Here is an 18655-nt window from a genome sequence, read left to right on the forward strand (position 1 = left end):
GAGTGCCCACACAGATGATTGCTTTATATTGTTAAAGAACGTTGCGACGTTGTCGCTAGGGATGCGTATAATACATCCTTTATTTTTCGAGTCAACACTTAATTTTAAACTTTCTTTTTAGAAGATTTAAAACCGAAGTTTCACTTAACTCTCTAAGCCGTTGTGCCTTGCTATGCTTCAGCGTTTCCCGTCTCAGTGGGGTCGCATTATAGGGAGATTCGAGCGGGGGTCAATGTTTTATTTCAGCTTTTTGACAAATAAATGAATTTAGTATGAAACGCATACAAATAAAGGCCTGCGGGCTGATTTTAGATTAAAAAACGCGCATGTTAAGTCGCTATTTTACAGCTAATATTTGCGCGTTAGAAAAAGCAGTACATTTAGTAATCGCTGTACTGCTTTGTTGGTTTTAATTTGCTGCAATTTGCCATACAGCTATAGAACCTGAGATCTCATTACCGATTATAAGCAGTGGCTCGCCTGTCGCACTTTGTTCGGCAGTTACAAACACCATGCCTTCGGGTGCAAGGTCGCCGGTTATATCTGCCCCTTCTATTACACCACGGTTATAAAAGTAATCTTCAAATTGCACATCGTAAGGGTTGGTAATATCGTAAACCATAATCCCGCCCATGCGCTCAAGACCTATAAAGGCAAAAGTGCGTTCGTCTATCGTACCTATTGTTAGCGCTTCGGGTTCTGCGCCTTTATCATCTGAGCGTGTGTCACCTTCGTTTTCATCTTCATTGTTATTAAAGGCTTCACCATGAACCGATGCGGTAATACGACCTATGTCATCGCCTGAGTCAAATACCACCAGCCCATTGCTGTCCCAAATAGTAAATGAGCGTGCACCATAGGCATAAAGCGATTCGTATTGACCGTCGTCATTCGTATCACCTTTTACAGTGCTTACCTTCAAGCGGCCTATATCGTCATCGTCGTTATTTAAGTAGTCAAAATTAGCTGCAAGCGTTAAATCTTCAACGCGGCTTTCATCTATATAGGCAAGACAGCCATCATCTTCATCGTAATCTAGGCCGCCCTTTGCTGTGCAGTCTGCTTCATCTGTTACATCAAAGAAGTACTCGCGTGCATCACCTTCATTTGCCGATACTATAAAATTTGCACCTTTCCAGCTAAAGCTTGAAATTGTATCTGGCTGATACATACCATAAAGCCCTGGGTACGATTTAAAATTAACACCGCCGTCTTTATCTGATGCATCTATTTGTAAATCTGACCAGTCTTTAAAACCTAGCGCTTTTAGCTCTACGCTATTATCTTCTAGGTTAATAATAGCGAGACCGTTATTTTCTTGAATTGATACGTAGGCATATTTGTTATCTTTAGAAATGCTGACGTACTCAGGCTCTAAATCCATAGCTACTGTCGTATTTATTACATTTCCGTTAATAGTGCGCCCTGTAGGGTTAGCAAACACAAATCCATCAGACTCAAGTTCAGCTTGCTGACTATTGTAAGTAGTAAAGTCAATATTAGTTGCCGTATCAGCTACTACACCTTCTACTATATTAATTATGCTTACAGAGCCTTCTGGGTCGATACTGTAATCGCCATTAGGTTCACCTTCATTGGCTACAACTACTTTTGTACCGTCGTGGTTAAAAGTCACCATGTCTGGTAAAAAGCCCGCTGGTACATTTTTTATGAAGGCGGGTGTATCGCCGCTTATGTCGTAAAATGCAATTTGACCCGCTTCGCCCACATTTTTAGCAGCCATAGCCACAGCTAGCATTTGGTTGTTTTCATCTATTGCTATGCTGTTGGCATCGCCTGGGGTGTTGTCGTTTAAGGTAAGGGTAATGGCTGATGTTAGGTTAGTTGCACTCACTATCCCTTCGTTATCTTGAACAAGGGCCGCCGTATCAAAGGTGTCGGTGGGTATAATATTAACAACGGCTTCATCACCAGAGCTATTAATGGCGTATATCCACTTTTTAGATGCTTGATAAGCAACTATTTCGGCTGCACCTTCGGGGCTTTAGGCATTAAGTACAGCGCGGCCTACTAAACTTATATTTAACGCAGAGTTTGCATTAGTGCCGTTAGTACCATTTTGACCCGCTGTGCCTTGCTCCCCTTGGATACCTTGCGTGCCGTCTTGGCCGTCATCTCCATCTAGTGAGCAACCCGTTAATATTGATATGAGTGAAAGTGCTATAAGTGACCTTTTTAACATTGTTATTTTCCTTAGTGTGGTGTTGAACAAAATAACAACACACAGGTATGACAAAGCTATGGCACTTTTAATAAAGCTTTTTTAACTTAAAAAACGAGTTTAAATGCTAAGGGGCACACAAGAATAAGGCTTACTGTATAACCTAATAATTTATAAGGCTTGATATAGCTATTTTGAGTTTTAACACCTATTAAGGGCCTTAAAATATCAATACGTGTCACTATTAACGTAATAACCGCGCAAATACACCATGTACCAATAACAACCAAGAGTGGTTCAATAAAAGAACCTACCTCTAAAGGCTGCAAAACAAAACATAGGATTATGAGTACACTTTGGTGCAATAAATAAAAAGGGAACACCCAGCTATTAAATGTTTTTAAGTAATTAGTTTTAAAGTTTAAAAAATGCTGTGCGAGTGCAAGCATGGTAAGCACTCCCAGTACTCTTTGAATATTGTATATAGTAGTAAAAATATAACTAGGTAAATCAAATACGTTTTGGTAAGCCATTAATATGTATATACACAGCAGGGTAAAGCTTACACATAACACCCAATAATAGTGTTTTAGGCTCGCCCAAAAATAATCGTGTTTGGCTGACAGATACCCTATAAATAGAAATATAAAGCCGTTAGCCTCCCTTACAGCATCTCCTTCTAAGTAGTTATGTGTAAGCAACATGGCTATGACTAATAAGCTTACCAGTAATGGCAGGCTCACTTTACCTAACTTGAGTAAAGGCATAAAAAAAGGGAGTTTCATGAATAGTGAAAATAAAATAATGATAAGCATAAACTGCCAAAGAGAGCGTAAATACCATAAATGATTTACATCTACGTGCGGCCATACCCCAGACTGGTAATTAGCAAACATCTCATTATTAATATCTAAAAACGCTAAGTAGAACTGCCAATACGTTATGTCTATTACGCTTTTTTGCGACATTTCTGCATACAACTGAAAGGGAACTATTAACCATAACCCCACCAGCAATGGTAGTAATATAAAAATAGAGCGATTTAAAACAAATAACGCATTTGATTTAACACCTCTCACTTTATCGAGCATAAAGCGAAGTGCTACTCCAGATATAAACCAAATCAGTAGCATTCTCCAAGGAGCAAACACCAACAAAAAATACTCTACGTAGTGAGATATATAAGTGCTTTTAAAGTGAAAGCCCCAGTTTTCGCTGTACAACATGCCAATGTGATAAAAAATAAGTACAGCAAACGCAATGACTCTCAGCCAATCAAGAAAGTAATGGCGGTTTGTTACGTGTAATTGTTTATTCATGCTAAAACCAATGTATACCTATTGGTACTAGTAAGACTTAAACGACTCGCAAAAACTATTCATAAGTGCTTATATTACAGGCAATAGTGATAAACGGTGGTATTTAGGGATAAACCCACCACATAAATATAAGCACATACTATGAACCTACAACACTTTCAGCGTTTTCAAACCTTATACGCATCAGTATTACTGTGTGCTTACGTATTAATTAATAATACCGTAAATGCAACAACCCAAATCATGGAGGTAAAAAGATCAGGAGATTTACCATTTTTAATTTGGGAGCCATTTGTATGGGAGTATTCAAGCGCGTTAGGATCTTTGCTTATGTTTCCGGCTTTAATTTGGTTTTTGAATAACACACCTTTTAAATGGCATAAAATACCTGCTTCATTGGGTATGTATTTTGGCGCTTCAATTGTATTTAGCATGTTACATATTGCTATTATGGTAGGCAGTCGCAAGCTTGTATATTTAGCTTGGGGTCGCTCTTATGATTTTGGTTTGAGTTGGTTTGAATTAATATACGAATATCAAAAGGATGCTATAAGCTTTATATTTTTTATTGCGCTCATAAAAGTATATCAATATGTCGTTCAGCAATTAATTGGGGAGGCATCTTCTATAGAAGAAAGCGAGCAACAAGCCACACCTAGTCTAAACCGGTTGCTTGTAAAAAAGCATGGTAAAGAGTTTATTGTAAAAATAGATGATGTTGATTGGCTTGAATCATCGGGCAACTATGTAAACTTGTATATTGGCACGTCTATTTACCCTTTAAGAACGACCCTTACAGCACTAAGTGAGCAACTAGAAGATAAAGGCTTTTGCAGAGTCCATCGCAGCCATGGCGTAAACCTTGATAGAATAGAGTCTATTACACCGCTACCTAGTGGCGATAGTGAAATAAAACTAACTACAGGTAAGATGCTTAACTTATCTAGACGCTATAAAGAACAGTTTAAACTTCAACTGAAATAAAAAAGGCTACCTAAGTAGCCTTTTATAATTATTTTTTAACCGGGCGTTTCCAGCCGGTTAAATTACGCTGTTTAGAACGTGCTATTGCAAGCTGCTCATCTTCAACGGTACTGGTGATCACAGAGCCTGCACCTACAGTTGCTGTTGCACCAATGTTTACTGGGGCAACAAGCGATGAGTTAGAACCAATAAAGGCGTTATCACCAATAATGGTTTTTGCTTTATTAACTCCATCGTAGTTACAGGTAATAGTACCTGCGCCTATATTCACTTTTTCGCCAATTTCAGCATCGCCTAAGTAACTTAAGTGATTAGCTTTAGAGCCTTTACCTAAGCGGGTTTTTTTCATCTCTACAAAATTACCAATGTGCGAGTCTTCTTCCATAACCGCACCAGGGCGCAGGCGAGCATATGGGCCTAGCGTACATTTAGCCGCTACGCTTGCATCTTCAATTAGGGTATTCGCTTTTATTACAACGTTATCGCCTATGGTACAGTTTTTAAGTACGCAGTTAGGGCCAATTTGTACGTTATTGCCTAGGGTTACATTACCTTCAAAAATAACGTTTATATCAATTAATACGTCTTCGCCTGTTTTAACATTGCCACGTACATCAATACGAGCAGGGTCGGCTAGGGTGGCACCATTTAACATTAACTCTTCTGCTTGCCATGCTTGATAAGCACGCTCTAGGCCTGCAAGTTGTACGCGGTTGTTTGCGCCTTCAACTTCCATTGCATGATCGGGCTGTGCTGACGTGATTTCTACACCTTCACTGTGCGCCATAGCAACGATATCTGTAAGGTAGTATTCACCCTGCGCATTATTGTTAGATAGATTGCCTAACCATGTTTTTAAAAGCTTGCCGTTAACCGCCATAATGCCGGTGTTTACTTCGCTGATAAGTAGCTGCTCAGCGCTTGCATCTTTTTGCTCAATAATACCTACAAGCTTGCCATCTTCTCGTAGCATACGGCCATAGCCATTTGGGTTAACCAAATTAACTGTTAATACCGCCAAACCATTTTTAGGTGTTGCAGCTAGTAAGCGCTCAAGTGTTGATTGCTTTGTAAGAGGTACATCACCGTATAAAACAAGTACAGTATCGTCATCATTAATATGAGGGCTTGCTTGTGCTACTGCGTGGCCAGTACCAAGTTGTTCTGCTTGCAATACCCAGTTCACGTCGTTATCGGCAAGTTGTTGTTGTAATAGTTCGCCGCCATGCCCGTAAACTAAGTTAGTGGTGGTTGCACCAAGTGCCTTTGCGTTATCTATAACATGCTGCACCATAGGTTTACCTGCCACTTTATGCAGTACTTTTGGTAGAGCAGAGCGCATACGAGTACCTTTACCCGCAGCAAGAATTACTGTTGTTAGAGCCATTAAAACAATTTCCTTTTTCCGTTGTTTTAGTGAGAAGTTAATGAAAGTAGCTTAACTAGATTACGCATGTCACTCCATGTATACATACTCAGCCGTATTATAAAAAATAATGACTGAATCTATGATAAACAAACTATTCATAATAATTACACTTATTGTAACCAGCTTTGCTAACCGATATAAGTGTAAAGCCAAATTACAGGCACAAAAAAGCCCACATAACGTGGGCTTTTAAAAACCGGATAGGCTTACTTTTTACGTAATTGCTGAATTACGCGAAGTTGTGCAATAGCTTCTGCTAGTTGCATAGCTGCTTTTTGATAATCAAATTCAGCTGCTGACGCATTAGCCATTTGGCTTTCTGCGTCACGCTTAGCTTGCTCTGCGGCTTGCTCGTCTAGGTCTTCACCACGAACAGCTGTATCAGCAAGTACGGTTACTATGTTCGGTTGAACTTCTAGTGTACCGCCAGCAATATAGATCAGTTCTTCTTCACCATGTTGCTTAACTAAACGTACCATACCAGGTTTAAGGGCAGTTAGTAGTGGGGCGTGACCGGCATTAACACCAAGCTCACCTTCACTACCAGATACTTGAATCGATTCAACTAGACCAGAGAACAAGCTCTGCTCTGCGCTTACTACGTCAAGATGTACAGTCATAGCTGCCATACTACCCTCCTAATTACATGCTTTTAGCTTTTTCTTGAGCTTCTTCGATAGAGCCAACCATGTAGAACGCTTGCTCTGGAAGGTCATCAAATTCACCGCTTAGAATGCCTTTAAAGCCAGCAATTGTGTCTTTTAGTGAAACGTATTTACCTGGCGCACCTGTAAATACCTCTGCCACGAAGAATGGCTGAGATAGGAAACGCTGGATTTTACGTGCACGAGATACAAGTTGCTTATCTTCGTCAGAAAGCTCGTCCATACCTAGGATAGCAATGATGTCTTTAAGTTCTTTGTAACGCTGAAGAACTGTTTGAACGCCACGTGCTGTATCGTAGTGCTCTTGACCAATTACTAATGGGTCAAGTTGACGTGAAGATGAATCAAGTGGGTCTACCGCTGGGTAGATACCAAGTGATGCGATATCACGTGAAAGTACTACTGTTGCATCTAAGTGAGCAAAGGTAGTTGCTGGAGATGGATCCGTTAAATCATCCGCAGGTACGTATACCGCTTGGATTGATGTAATTGAACCTGTCTTCGTTGAAGCGATACGCTCTTGAAGTACACCCATTTCTTCAGCAAGTGTAGGCTGGTAACCTACCGCTGATGGCATACGACCAAGAAGTGCAGATACTTCTGTACCAGCAAGCGTGTAACGGTAGATGTTATCTACGAAGAAAAGTACATCGCGACCTTCGTCACGGAACTTCTCAGCCATAGTAAGACCAGTTAACGCTACGCGTAAACGGTTACCAGGAGGCTCGTTCATCTGACCGTATACAAGCGATACTTTATCAAGTACGTTTGAATCGTTCATCTCATGGTAGAAATCGTTACCCTCACGAGTACGCTCACCAACACCTGCGAATACTGAGTAGCCGCTATGCTCGATTGCGATGTTACGGATAAGTTCCATCATGTTTACGGTTTTACCTACACCGGCACCACCGAATAAACCAACTTTACCACCTTTAGCAAATGGACATACAAGGTCGATTACCTTGATACCAGTTTCTAAAAGTTCTACTGAACTTGATTGCTCTTCGTAAGAAGGCGCTGCACGGTGAATAGACATACGGTCTTCTTCGCCGATTGGGCCAGCTTCATCGATTGGCTCACCAAGTACGTTCATGATACGACCAAGCGTTGCTTTACCAACTGGAACTTGAATCGCTTCACCTGTATTTTCTACCGCTGCGCCACGACGTAAACCGTCAGTAGTACCTAGTGCGATAGTACGAACAACACCGCCACCTAGCTGTTGTTGAACTTCTAAAGTCAAACCAGCTAAATCGCCATCTGTTACTTTTAGCGCGTCATATACGGCTGGCACGTTGTCTTGAGAAAACTCAATATCCACAACGGCACCGATAATTTGGACGACCTTACCTAAACTCATGTCTATTCCTCTCGTTAATCTTTGCCTGAAGCATTAAACTGCGGCTGAACCAGAAACAATCTCACTAATTTCTTGTGTGATTGCCGCTTGGCGGGCCTTGTTATAAACAAGCTGTAACTCATCCATAAGGTCGCCGGCATTATCTGTTGCAGCTTTCATTGCAACCATACGGGCAGCCTGTTCAGAGGCAGCGTTCTCAACCACACCTTGGTATACCTGAGACTCAACAAAGCGTACAAGCAAAGACTCTAATATAGCGTCTGGGCCTGGCTCGTATAAGTAGTCCCATGTGTGGGCAGATACTTCTTCTTCAGCTTTTGGCAAAGGGAGTAACTGGTCAATTGTTGGTTCTTGCTTCATGGTATTAACAAAGTTGTTATATACCAGGAATAAACGGTCAATTTTACCTTCAGAGAATGCATCTAGCATAATTTTTACAGGACCAATTACGTCTTGTACTGAAGGCTTATCTCCAAGGCCTGCTTTTTTAGCAAGCACTTGACCGCCAAAACGTTGAAAGAAGCTAGCAGCTTTGCTACCTAAAGTTGCAAACTCAGCGTCCACACCTTTTTCTTTCCACGCTTTAATGTCTAATGCAACTTTTTTAAACTCATTTGAGTTTAAGCCGCCACATAGACCACGGTCTGTAGAGATAACAATATAACCAACTCGTTTTACTTCTCGTTCTTCTAAGAACGGGTGAGTAAAATCAAGATTTGCTTGAGCAACACGACCAATTACTTTGCGTAATTTGTCAGCGTATGGACGGCTTGAAGCCACTCGTTCTTGCGCCTTTTTCATTTTAGACGCAGCAACCATTTCCATTGCGCTAGTGATCTTTTGAGTATTTTTAATACTCCCGATCTTGCTTTTAATCTCTTTTCCGCTGGCCATGACTCTCTCTCCGAATCAAGGTGTGCTTTAGTAAACTAAAGCGCACCATTAATAACTAAATTACCAAGTTTGCGTAGACTTGAACTTCTCAAGAAGTTCTTTAAGCTGCGCTTCGATCTCGGCGTTGTAGTTACCAGTTTCATTGATTTGAGCCACAAGCTCTGCGTATGTGCTACTTGCATAAGAAAGTAAAGCTGCTTCGAAATCCATAATTTTAGAGATTTCGATATCTTTAAGATAACCTTTCTCAGCTGCAAATAACGACAAAGACATTTCAGCAACAGACATTGGTGCGTACTGTTTCTGCTTCATTAGCTCTGTTACACGCTCACCATGCTCAAGTTGAGCACGAGTTGCATCATCAAGGTCAGACGCGAACTGCGAGAACGCAGCTAATTCACGGTACTGAGCTAGGGCTAGACGGATACCGCCACCTAGTTTCTTAACGATTTTAGTTTGTGCAGCACCACCAACACGCGATACCGAGATACCAGCATTTACTGCCGGACGGATACCTGAGTTGAATAAGTCAGTTTCTAAGAAGATCTGACCATCGGTGATAGAGATAACGTTTGTCGGTACGAACGCAGAAACGTCGCCGCCTTGAGTTTCAATGATTGGCAATGCCGTCAATGAACCAGTTTGTCCTTTCACTTCACCGTTAGTGAACTTTTCAACGTAATCAGCGTTTACACGCGATGCACGCTCTAAAAGACGCGAGTGAAGGTAGAATACGTCACCTGGGTATGCTTCACGACCTGGTGGACGCTTAAGTAGTAATGAGATTTGACGGTAAGCAACAGCTTGCTTAGATAAATCATCATATACGATTAATGCGTTTTCACCACGGTCACGGAAGTATTCACCCATAGTACAGCCCGAGAACGGTGCTAAGTACTGAAGTGCCGCAGACTCAGAAGCAGATGCTACAACTACGATAGTATTTGCAAGTGCACCGTGCTCTTCTAATTTACGTACTACGTTAGCAATAGTAGATGCTTTTTGGCCAACCGCTACGTACACACACTTAACGCCTGTGTTCTTTTGGTTGATGATTGCATCGATTGCTAGTGCAGTTTTACCTGTTTGGCGGTCACCGATTACAAGCTCACGCTGACCACGACCAACTGGAATCATCGCATCAATAGATTTGTAACCAGTTTGAACTGGCTCATCTACAGATTGACGCTCGATTACACCTGGAGCAATTTTTTCTACAGGTTCAAAACCGTCGTTATCTAAAGCGCCTTTACCGTCGATAGGAGCACCTAGTGTGTTTACAACACGACCAAGTAAGCCAGCACCAACAGGAACTTCTAAGATACGACCAGTTGTGTATACTTTTACGCCTTCAGTAAGGTCAGCGTAAGGACCCATAACTACTGCACCAATTGAGTCACGCTCAAGGTTTAGTGCGATAGCATAACGGTTGCCTGGAAGCTCAATCATCTCACCTTGCATACAGTCAGCTAGACCGTGGATGCGGATGATACCGTCAGTAACAGATACGATAGTACCTTCGTTACGAGCTTCACTTACAACTTCGAACTGCTCAATACGTTGTTTGATCAGATCTGAAATTTCAGTGGAATTAAGTTGCATGCTCTTTTTCCCAATTACGATTGTAGTGTTGTGGCTAAGCGGTTTAATTTACCGCGTACTGAGCCGTCGATTACAGTGTCACCCGCCTTAATAATAAGGCCGCCAACAACTGCAGCGTCTTCACTACAATTCAGCTTAACTTTGCGTGCGAAACGTTTTTCAAGTGTCGCTACCAATGACTCTTGCTGCGCTGCAGCAAGAGGGGTTGCCGAAATCACATCTACGTCGATTTCTTTGTCATACTCTGCTTTAAACGCAGCGAATAACTGAGCAACCTCAGGCAGTGCAATCAAACGTCCATTTTCAGCCATCACCTTAACTAGGTTCTGACCTTGTTCGTTGAGCTGCTCAGCACATAAGTTAATAAATAACTCAGCTTGTGCAGTAGCAGTAGGCAATCCAGCTAGAATGGCTGATGCTTGTTCATTGCTGGCAACTTCGCCTGCAAAAAACAACATGTCATTCCAGCTTTCAATCGTGCCTTTTTCAACGGCAAGTTCAAAAGCCGCTTTAGCGTATGGGCGAGCGATAGTAGTCAATTCAGACATGCTCATACCCTCCTAATTACAGCTCAGCGACAAGTTTTTCAACGATGTCACTATGTGCGGCTTGATTGATTTCACGCTCTAAAATTCTTTCAGCGCCAACCACTGCCAGAGTTGCTACTTGCTTACGTAGCTCTTCTGTTACACGGTTACGCTCTGATTCAATTTCAGAGTGCCCTTGAGCAATAATTTTTTCACGCTCTTCTTGTCCACGAACAGTTTCTTCGTCAACAATAAGCACGGCACGCTTTTTAGCTTGTTCAATGATATCAGCCGCTTGAGCTTTTGCATCTTTAAGCTGTTCTGCAGCTTTTTGTTGCGCAAGTTCTAAGTCTTTTTCGGCTCTATCAGAGGCAGCTAAACCATCTTCAATTTTCTTCTGGCGAGACTCAATTGCATCATTAAGTGGTGGCCATACATATTTCATACAAAATAGTACAAACACCGTAAACGCAATTAATTCACCGATAAGAGTGGCTGTTATGTTCACGACCGCTCCTCCTTAAAATAGTAAGCTGTTCAAAAAATAAAATTAAAGTACGAACAGGATTACCATTGCGATACCAACACCGATCATTGCTACCGCATCGATTAGACCAGCTAGGATGAACATCTTAACTTGTAATGAAGGTGCAAGTTCAGGCTGACGCGCACATGCTTCTAGGAATTTACCACCCATGTTACCGAAGCCGATAGCAGTACCGATTGCACCGAAGCCGATAAGTAAAGCAACTGCGATGTACTTAAGACCTAATACTAGTTCCATTTTTTTCTCCAAAGTTTCAATTGTTAAAGTTAAATATAAAAAGTGTATAAATTAGTGATTGTCTGAACTTGCCATGCTTAGGTAAACAATGGTTAGCATCATAAATACGAATGCTTGTAACACGATTACTAAGATATGGAATACAGCCCAAACAAAGTGCAACGGAAGTTGCATTAAACCAACTGCGCCGATAAGTATGAATATCAATTCACCAGCGTATAAGTTACCGAATAAACGCAGTGCTAACGAGAAAGGCTTAGACACTAGAGCGATTGTTTCTAGTAATAAATTACAAGGAATTAAGAAAATCATAGCCACTTTGCTATTAGAGCTAAACGGGTGAAGTGTAAGCTCTTTAATGAAGCCACCAACCCCTTTAATTTTAATAGAGTAACCAATCATCAGAATAAACACACCCAATGCTAATGCAGCGGTTAAGTTTATGTCTGTGGTAGGTACAATTTTCATGTAAACGTCGTGTGAGTCCATGCCAAAGGCTTGTTCACCAACAAAACCAGCAAGTGCAGGTAAGAAATCAACTGGGATTAAATCCATTAAGTTCATTAAGAACACCCAAACAAAAATTGTTAAGGCTAATGGAGCAATTAATTTGCTTTTACCGTGGTAAGTGTCACGTACGTTGTCACCAACGAACTCAACAATCATTTCAATAAAACATTGAAATTTACCCGGTACTCCGGTGTGTGCTTTCTTTGCGGCGCTTCGGAAGGTCCATAAAAATAATAGACCAAGTCCGATTGACCATGCGAGGGTATCTATATTCCATGTCCAGAAACCACTGTCTGCACACGCTTTGTTGAAGGCAAGACCTGAGTCGGTCATACACATCTTAGCGTTTGTTAAGTGATGCTGGATATGGCTTGATATAGTAACTTCTTCTGCAGCCATGTTATATCCCAAAAGTTAATGTTTAAAAAAAACGGGTGCAAACAATCCAGTAAAGAGCACAAATACGTAAACACAAAAAAACGGCACTAAAACGACCGTGGTTGACTTGAGTATCAGTGCAAACAATACGATTGTTAGCATAAATTTTAATCCGTTACCGCGTTTTAACGAGGTATACGCTTGATTTGCTTTGCTTGCACCCATATATCTGAATGCATAAAGCGCAAATACTAGGTGGGGAAGTATTGCTACGCTGCTACCGGCAAGTGCTGATACGCTGGCGTTTACTCCCCAACCAACAAAAATAATTACTGCAGCTACAAGTGCTACGATACCCTGAAGACAAATTAATTTAAATGCGGCAAGCCTATAAGGTCTTGCTAACTTATTAGTCACGTTTAGTTAACCTTTATGGCGTTCTAATTGTTAGGGTGTGAAAACTGGCGAAATTATACTTAATCCTACCAGTTTTGCAACTTGAGTAGACGCTTTGTAACACAAAATAGCTACAAATGTCTCTTATCGGACATGTAAAATTTTAATGGTCGGTATTGCTGTGATTTATACGATTTAAAATGCCATCAAGCTCATCTAAATTGGTGTAAGAAATAACCAACTTACCTTTGCCTTTCGCGTTATAATTTATTTCTACTTTAGCCCCTAAGTTGTCGGCTAATTTTTGCTCTAAACGCTTAACATCTGGGTCTTTTTCTGGTGCTTCTTTAGCAGCAACCGGCTCTAAAATTGAGCGTACTAACTTTTCGGTTTCGCGAACAGTTAGCGCTTTAGCTACGGCTAATCTTGCAGCGTCAGATTGTGCTTCACCTTCAAGTGCTAATAAACAGCGTGCGTGGCCCATTTCTATGTCGCCATGCTCTAACAGAATTTTAACATCACTATTTAAATTGTTTAATCGTAGTAAATTGGTCACGGTAGTGCGCGATTTACCCACCGCATCGGCAACTTGCTGGTGCGTTAATTCAAATTCATTCAATAATCTGTTTAAAGCGATAGCTTCTTCCATTGCGTTTAAATCTTCACGTTGAATATTTTCTATCAGCGCAATAGCAACGGCGGCTTCATCTGGCACATCTTTTACAATACAAGGTACGCTTTCAAGCTTTGCTATTTGTGCAGCACGCCAACGGCGCTCACCGGCTATTATTTCAAAGCTATTTTCTGCAACTGGGCGCACCACAATTGGCTGAATAATGCCTTGAGAGCGGATAGAGCTTGCTAACTCCTCAAGCGCTTCTTCAGACATATCTTTACGAGGCTGGTATTTTCCTGAGTGTAAAAACTCAATAGGCAGCTTTTGCAATTCATTCGCAACGGGCTGTGCTGCAGTTTGTACAGCTTCAGTCACATTTACTGTGTCTTGTTCCTTGCTTGAGCTCGGCGCTGGTTTTGATGAACTTAAAAGGGCATCGAGTCCTCGGCCTAAACCTCGTTTTTTAGCAGACATGTTATTTTTTTACCTTAAAGTTAGGCGACTACCGGCGCTGTTTTTTCTTTTCTGCGTAGCATTTCGCCCGCAAGTGCTAAGTAGGCTTTTGCGCCACTTGATGCGCGGTCGTAGTACATTGCTGGTGCACCAAAACTAGGTGCCTCGGCAAGACGCACATTACGTGGGATCACGGTGCGGTATACTTTATCGCCAAAATGTTGTTTTAATTGTTCTGATACATCATTTGCTAATCGATTGCGCGGATCGTACATAGTACGAAGAATGCCTTCAATTTGTAAGTTAGGGTTAACTAACTTTGCAAGTTGCGTAATAGTGTCCATTAATGCGGTTAACCCTTCAAGCGCATAATATTCACATTGCATAGGTACTAAAATAGAATCAGCAGCAGCCATGGCGTTTACTGTTAACATATTTAGTGAAGGCGGGCAGTCGATAAAAATAAATTCGTATTTATCTTGTATTTTTTCAAGCGCATTACGAAGGCGTACTTCGCGTGCAAACAATTCCATTAATTTTACTTCGGCTGCGGTTACATCGCCGTTGGCCGCTATCATATGATACTCACCCGAGGTTTCAGTGATTATCACCTCATCCATTGGTTTTTCTTCAATGAGTAAATCATAAATGGTGGCGACATCGCCATATTTGTCTACACCGCTACCCATCGTAGCGTTGCCTTGGGGGTCGAGATCTATTAACAGCACTTTACGCTTCGTTGCAGCCATAGATGCAGCGAGATTAACAGCTGTTGTTGTTTTACCAACGCCGCCTTTTTGATTTGCTAATGCGATGACTTTTGCCACTATGTCTCTGATCCCTAGTCTTTAGAAAGAATAATTAAATGTCGTTGTGCATCAAGCTCAGGCACTACTAGCGAGATTTTATCTTCAAATTTTACCCCCTCAGGTAGCGACTCTAGCTCTTCACTAGGAAACACACCTTTAAGCGCTATAAATTTGCCTGAGTGATCAATTAAGTGTGAACACCAATCAACCATATCTTGCAGTGAAGCAAACGCACGACTTAGTACGCCATCTAATTTAACACTTGGTTGATATTCTTCAACTCTTGACTGCACAGGGGTGACATTATTTAGCCCGAGCTCGTGTTTAACTTGCATTAAAAAGCGAACACGTTTACCTAAGCTATCAAGCAATACAAATTGCGTATCAGGTAGTGCAATAGCTAATACAATACCTGGTAAGCCAGGACCTGTGCCTACATCAATATAATGATGACCGGGTAAATGAGGTGCAACAACTAAGCTATCCATAATGTGCTTAATCATCATTTCTTCTGGTAAGCGTACAGACGTTAAATTATACGCTTTGTTCCATTTGTTTAGTAACTCAACGTATTTAACTAATTGCTGTTGTTGTTTTTCGGTTAGCGCAATATCAGTTTGCGCTAACAATGTTGTTAATTGTTGCTGTAACACAGTTTACCTTTACCGTTACGCAGTTTTGCGTAATAAGCCTTGCTTCTTCAGATACACTAATAATAGCGAAATCGCCGCTGGGGTGATACCAGAAATACGAGAAGCTTGGCCAATAGTGTCTGGACGCGCATCTGTTAACTTAGCAACTACCTCGTTTGATAAACCCGATACCGTTGAGTAATCGAACTCTTTAGGCAAAATGGTTTCTTCATGACGAAGTTGTTTATTGATCTCATCTTGCTGGCGCGCAATGTAGCCTGCGTATTTAGTATGGATCTCAACTTGTTCAAGTGCAGCTTGGTTTGTAAACTCAGATCCTAGCCCATCAATAGCCATTAAATCGTCGTAACGAATTTCTGGACGACGAAGTAGATCCTCTAAACTTGCTTCACGAGTAAGCGGTGTTTTTAATAAGGCGTTTACTTGATCAACCACAGCATGATCTTTATGGATCCAGGTTTCTTTAATACGCTGTTTCTCTTTTTCGATCACTTCCATTTTTTCGTTAAATGCCTGCCAGCGCTCATCGTTAACTAAACCAAGTTCACGGCCTTTTTCTGTTAAGCGAATATCAGCGTTATCTTCACGCAATAATAAACGGTATTCCGCACGGCTAGTAAACATACGGTACGGTTCTTTTGTACCAAGCGTTGCTAAGTCGTCTATCAGTACGCCCACATATGCTTCATCACGACGTGGAGTCCATGCATCTTTGCCTTGTACTTGTAAAGCGGCGTTCATACCGGCTATTAAACCTTGTGCACCGGCTTCTTCATAACCAGTAGTACCATTTATTTGGCCCGCAAAAAATAATCCGTCTATAAATTTGGTTTCTAATGACTGTTTTAAATCACGTGGGTCAAAGAAATCATATTCAATAGCATAACCAGGGCGACAAATATGTGCGTTTTCAAAACCATCTATCGATTGCACAATTTGTAACTGCACATCAAAAGGTAAGCTGGTTGAAATACCGTTTGGGTAAAGCTCGTACGATGTTAAACCTTCAGGCTCTACAAATATTTGGTGCTTGTCTTTATCAGCAAAGCGCACAATTTTATCTTCTATTGAAGGGCAGTAACGTGGTCCTATACCTTCAATTACGCCAGAGTACATAGGCGAGCGATGTAAATTGTTACGAATGACCTCATGGGTTTTTTCGTTTGTGTAGGTGATATAGCACGGTATTTGCTGTGGGTGATCGCTTTGTTTACCAATAAACGAAAATACCGGTGTAGGCGCATCACCTGGTTGTTCTTGCATCTTGCTAAAATCAACTGTACGGGCATCAATACGTGGTGGAGTACCTGTTTTTAAACGGTCTACTCTAAAAGGTAACTCACGTAAACGATCAGCAAGTGCAATTGAAGGGGGATCGCCTGCACGACCACCTTTAAAATTCTCTAAACCAATATGTATTTGGCCACCTAAGAAAGTACCTACGGTTAATACAACACTAGGTGCGCTAAAACGTAATCCCATTTGGGTTACTACGCCAACAACTTTGTCGTTTTCAACGATAAGATCATCACACGATTGTTGAAATATTTTTAGGTTTTCTTGGTTTTGTAATGTGTTTTGAATTGCAGCTTTGTACAAAGCGCGATCAGCTTGTGCTCGAGTTGCACGAACAGCAGGTCCCTTTGAAGAATTTAAGGTACGAAATTGGATACCACCTTTATCAATAGCTTGTGCCATGGCACCGCCTAGCGCATCAATTTCTTTAACCAAATGGCCTTTGCCTATGCCACCAATTGCAGGGTTGCAAGACATTTGACCAAGTGTATCCATATTATGAGTTAGCAGCAGGGTATTCATCCCCATACGTGCAGCAGCCAATGAGGCTTCAGTGCCTGCATGTCCACCACCTACTACGATAACGTCAAACTTTTCGTGAAAAATCATTAATGGGATCCTACTTAATCAAACCAGTAAACTTCAAAAGGGAGCGTATTCTACCTAGAAATTAGCAGAAGATAAATGATTAAACAGTGGGCAAGATCTAAGTCACTGATCACTTATAATATAAAGGATCTTTTAAAGAGATCTTTTAATACTATTACTACTAGTGATCGGGTTTTCTGTTGATAAGCTCTATTTATTCATTTAAAACATAAAATTAGATCAGATCTAAAGGTGTTAATATGATCGGATCATCAGGCAAATAAGCTCTGATCAAAAAGGGGGTTTATGCACAGCCCAATATCGATTGGATCTTATCCCATGGATAAGCATGCTTAAAAACGCAGTTTGATCAGCGGTTATCCACAAAAGCTATTAAATTATTAGTAAATTGTGGGTAACTTTGTTTATGCATTTTGATCGATCACATTACTTTAATTGTGTTTTCTCTATCCACGAATCTAACCACTCTAGGGCGGTATCTTCGGGTAATGCCTCATCAAGAATATTTAATTCAAGCCTTGGCGCTATGCATGTTGCGCCAAGGCTTGCCATTAAACTATTTATATTACGCCCAGCAAGGTTATAGGTGTCGTAGCTGGTATCGCCTAAGCCAATGACTGAATATTTAATTGCAGATAAGTCACTTTGCTGATTTAGCTGCTCAACAAATGGTAAAAGGTTGTCGGGGTAATCGCCCGCGCCATAGGTCGATGTGCATATAAGCCAGATTGTATTGTGTTGATCAATATCAGATAAATTAGGTTGATCATGTAGTTCAGCACTTATACCTTGGTTATTTAACTCATCACATAGTTGTTCTGCTACATATTCTGCAGATCCCATTTGACTACCAACGATTATATTTACAGAACTCATATTTAAACTGATCACACATTACTTATTTGCCCGCTATGATAACTGAGTTAGCCTTGCAGTAAAGAAAACCTTTGTAATTTTGTATAACTATTTTTGAGTTGTTTTTACTCTTTGGTGTAATTGCTTATATAAGTTATTGAATATAAATGAATTAACAAAAACTATTTAAATGTAATCTTCTGATCAAGTTGTTGATAAGGTTGGGGAAAGCTCTGCTTAACTAGTATGCTTTGTAGATCTAAATAAAGCTAAGTCATTGATTTTTTATTATAAGTGAGGCCACCAGCCCACGTTTTTATATAGCTAAGCT

Annotated in this window: 17 protein-coding genes and 1 pseudogene; 1 reads left to right on the top strand and 17 read right to left on the bottom strand. The window is 40.9% G+C overall.

From position 1 onward, the window contains the following. Positions 1 to 409: 409 nt before the first annotated feature. A pseudogene (locus AN395_RS17735) lies at positions 410 to 2203 on the bottom strand (choice-of-anchor I family protein). 86 nt (positions 2204 to 2289) lie between these two features. After that, positions 2290 to 3501: an acyltransferase family protein gene (locus tag AN395_RS17740; RefSeq protein WP_095206687.1), complete on the bottom strand. Its 1212-nt coding sequence runs from the start codon at positions 3499 to 3501 to the stop codon at positions 2290 to 2292. A 141-nt stretch (positions 3502 to 3642) separates the two neighbouring features. Here AN395_RS17740 and AN395_RS17745 point away from each other — a divergent pair, with 141 nt between their 5' ends. Continuing rightward, positions 3643 to 4485, top strand: coding sequence for a LytTR family DNA-binding domain-containing protein (locus AN395_RS17745; RefSeq protein ID WP_054983813.1), 843 nt, complete (start codon positions 3643 to 3645; stop codon positions 4483 to 4485). A gap of 28 nt (positions 4486 to 4513) precedes the next feature. On the opposite strand, the gene glmU is transcribed toward AN395_RS17745, so the two are convergent. The 15 genes from glmU to mioC form a co-directional block, all read right to left on the bottom strand. Beyond that, entirely contained in the window at positions 4514 to 5872 is a 1359-nt protein-coding gene (gene glmU, locus AN395_RS17750) for a bifunctional UDP-N-acetylglucosamine diphosphorylase/glucosamine-1-phosphate N-acetyltransferase GlmU (RefSeq protein WP_054983814.1), read from the bottom strand. Between the two features lie 248 nt (positions 5873 to 6120). After that, complete coding sequence (locus AN395_RS17755; RefSeq protein WP_004588077.1) at positions 6121 to 6543, bottom strand: F0F1 ATP synthase subunit epsilon; 423 nt, start codon at positions 6541 to 6543, stop codon at positions 6121 to 6123. A 13-nt stretch (positions 6544 to 6556) separates the two neighbouring features. Next, a complete protein-coding gene (atpD, locus tag AN395_RS17760) occupies positions 6557 to 7942 on the bottom strand; it encodes a F0F1 ATP synthase subunit beta (RefSeq protein ID WP_004588076.1) in 1386 nt (461 codons plus the stop codon). A gap of 33 nt (positions 7943 to 7975) precedes the next feature. Beyond that, entirely contained in the window at positions 7976 to 8836 is an 861-nt protein-coding gene (gene atpG, locus AN395_RS17765) for a F0F1 ATP synthase subunit gamma (RefSeq protein ID WP_004588075.1), read from the bottom strand. Positions 8837 to 8896: 60 nt separating this feature from the next. Then, positions 8897 to 10438: a F0F1 ATP synthase subunit alpha gene (atpA, locus tag AN395_RS17770; protein ID WP_004588074.1), complete on the bottom strand. Its 1542-nt coding sequence runs from the start codon at positions 10436 to 10438 to the stop codon at positions 8897 to 8899. Between the two features lie 14 nt (positions 10439 to 10452). Then, positions 10453 to 10986, bottom strand: a complete 534-nt coding sequence (gene atpH / locus AN395_RS17775) for a F0F1 ATP synthase subunit delta (protein WP_004588073.1) — start codon at positions 10984 to 10986, stop codon at positions 10453 to 10455. A 16-nt stretch (positions 10987 to 11002) separates the two neighbouring features. Next, positions 11003 to 11473, bottom strand: a complete 471-nt coding sequence (atpF, locus tag AN395_RS17780) for a F0F1 ATP synthase subunit B (protein WP_004588072.1) — start codon at positions 11471 to 11473, stop codon at positions 11003 to 11005. A gap of 42 nt (positions 11474 to 11515) precedes the next feature. Then, positions 11516 to 11749 carry a F0F1 ATP synthase subunit C gene (atpE, locus tag AN395_RS17785; protein WP_004588071.1) on the bottom strand — a complete coding sequence of 78 codons (234 nt, stop codon included), beginning with the start codon at positions 11747 to 11749 and terminating at the stop codon, positions 11516 to 11518. A gap of 51 nt (positions 11750 to 11800) precedes the next feature. Next, a complete protein-coding gene (gene atpB / locus AN395_RS17790) occupies positions 11801 to 12658 on the bottom strand; it encodes a F0F1 ATP synthase subunit A (RefSeq protein WP_004588070.1) in 858 nt (285 codons plus the stop codon). Between the two features lie 15 nt (positions 12659 to 12673). Further along, positions 12674 to 13054, bottom strand: coding sequence for an ATP synthase subunit I (locus AN395_RS17795; protein WP_024032126.1), 381 nt, complete (start codon positions 13052 to 13054; stop codon positions 12674 to 12676). Positions 13055 to 13196: 142 nt separating this feature from the next. Beyond that, positions 13197 to 14123, bottom strand: coding sequence for a ParB/RepB/Spo0J family partition protein (locus AN395_RS17800; protein ID WP_004588068.1), 927 nt, complete (start codon positions 14121 to 14123; stop codon positions 13197 to 13199). Positions 14124 to 14143: 20 nt separating this feature from the next. Beyond that, entirely contained in the window at positions 14144 to 14929 is a 786-nt protein-coding gene (locus AN395_RS17805) for a ParA family protein (protein WP_004588067.1), read from the bottom strand. Positions 14930 to 14943: 14 nt separating this feature from the next. Further along, the gene (gene rsmG, locus AN395_RS17810; protein ID WP_004588066.1) at positions 14944 to 15564 is read right to left on the bottom strand and encodes a 16S rRNA (guanine(527)-N(7))-methyltransferase RsmG; all 621 of its coding nucleotides are present in this window, start codon (positions 15562 to 15564) and stop codon (positions 14944 to 14946) included. Between the two features lie 15 nt (positions 15565 to 15579). Continuing rightward, positions 15580 to 17469 (bottom strand): tRNA uridine-5-carboxymethylaminomethyl(34) synthesis enzyme MnmG, encoded by a 1890-nt coding sequence (gene mnmG, locus AN395_RS17815; protein WP_054983815.1) that lies wholly within the window; start codon positions 17467 to 17469, stop codon positions 15580 to 15582. 426 nt (positions 17470 to 17895) lie between these two features. After that, on the bottom strand, positions 17896 to 18345 hold the full coding sequence (mioC, locus tag AN395_RS17820) for an FMN-binding protein MioC (RefSeq protein WP_054983816.1): 450 nt from the start codon (positions 18343 to 18345) through the stop codon (positions 17896 to 17898). Positions 18346 to 18655: the final 310 nt, after the last annotated feature.

It is taken from the genome of Pseudoalteromonas sp. P1-30, assembly GCF_001400005.1.
In the GTDB taxonomy this organism is placed as follows: domain Bacteria; phylum Pseudomonadota; class Gammaproteobacteria; order Enterobacterales; family Alteromonadaceae; genus Pseudoalteromonas; species Pseudoalteromonas atlantica.

Coding starts and splice junctions, on each gene's coding strand:
- mioC (WP_054983816.1), bottom strand. CDS start 18,345: ATGAGTTCTGTAAATATAATCGTTGGTAGTCAAATGGGATCTGCAGAA.
- glmU (WP_054983814.1), bottom strand. CDS start 5,872: ATGGCTCTAACAACAGTAATTCTTGCTGCGGGTAAAGGTACTCGTATG.
- atpA (WP_004588074.1), bottom strand. CDS start 10,438: ATGCAACTTAATTCCACTGAAATTTCAGATCTGATCAAACAACGTATT.
- atpB (WP_004588070.1), bottom strand. CDS start 12,658: ATGGCTGCAGAAGAAGTTACTATATCAAGCCATATCCAGCATCACTTA.
- atpH (WP_004588073.1), bottom strand. CDS start 10,986: ATGTCTGAATTGACTACTATCGCTCGCCCATACGCTAAAGCGGCTTTT.
- AN395_RS17740 (WP_095206687.1), bottom strand. CDS start 3,501: ATGAATAAACAATTACACGTAACAAACCGCCATTACTTTCTTGATTGG.
- mnmG (WP_054983815.1), bottom strand. CDS start 17,469: ATGATTTTTCACGAAAAGTTTGACGTTATCGTAGTAGGTGGTGGACAT.
- atpG (WP_004588075.1), bottom strand. CDS start 8,836: ATGGCCAGCGGAAAAGAGATTAAAAGCAAGATCGGGAGTATTAAAAAT.
- AN395_RS17800 (WP_004588068.1), bottom strand. CDS start 14,123: ATGTCTGCTAAAAAACGAGGTTTAGGCCGAGGACTCGATGCCCTTTTA.
- atpE (WP_004588071.1), bottom strand. CDS start 11,749: ATGGAACTAGTATTAGGTCTTAAGTACATCGCAGTTGCTTTACTTATC.
- atpD (WP_004588076.1), bottom strand. CDS start 7,942: ATGAGTTTAGGTAAGGTCGTCCAAATTATCGGTGCCGTTGTGGATATT.
- AN395_RS17755 (WP_004588077.1), bottom strand. CDS start 6,543: ATGGCAGCTATGACTGTACATCTTGACGTAGTAAGCGCAGAGCAGAGC.
- AN395_RS17745 (WP_054983813.1), top strand. CDS start 3,643: ATGAACCTACAACACTTTCAGCGTTTTCAAACCTTATACGCATCAGTA.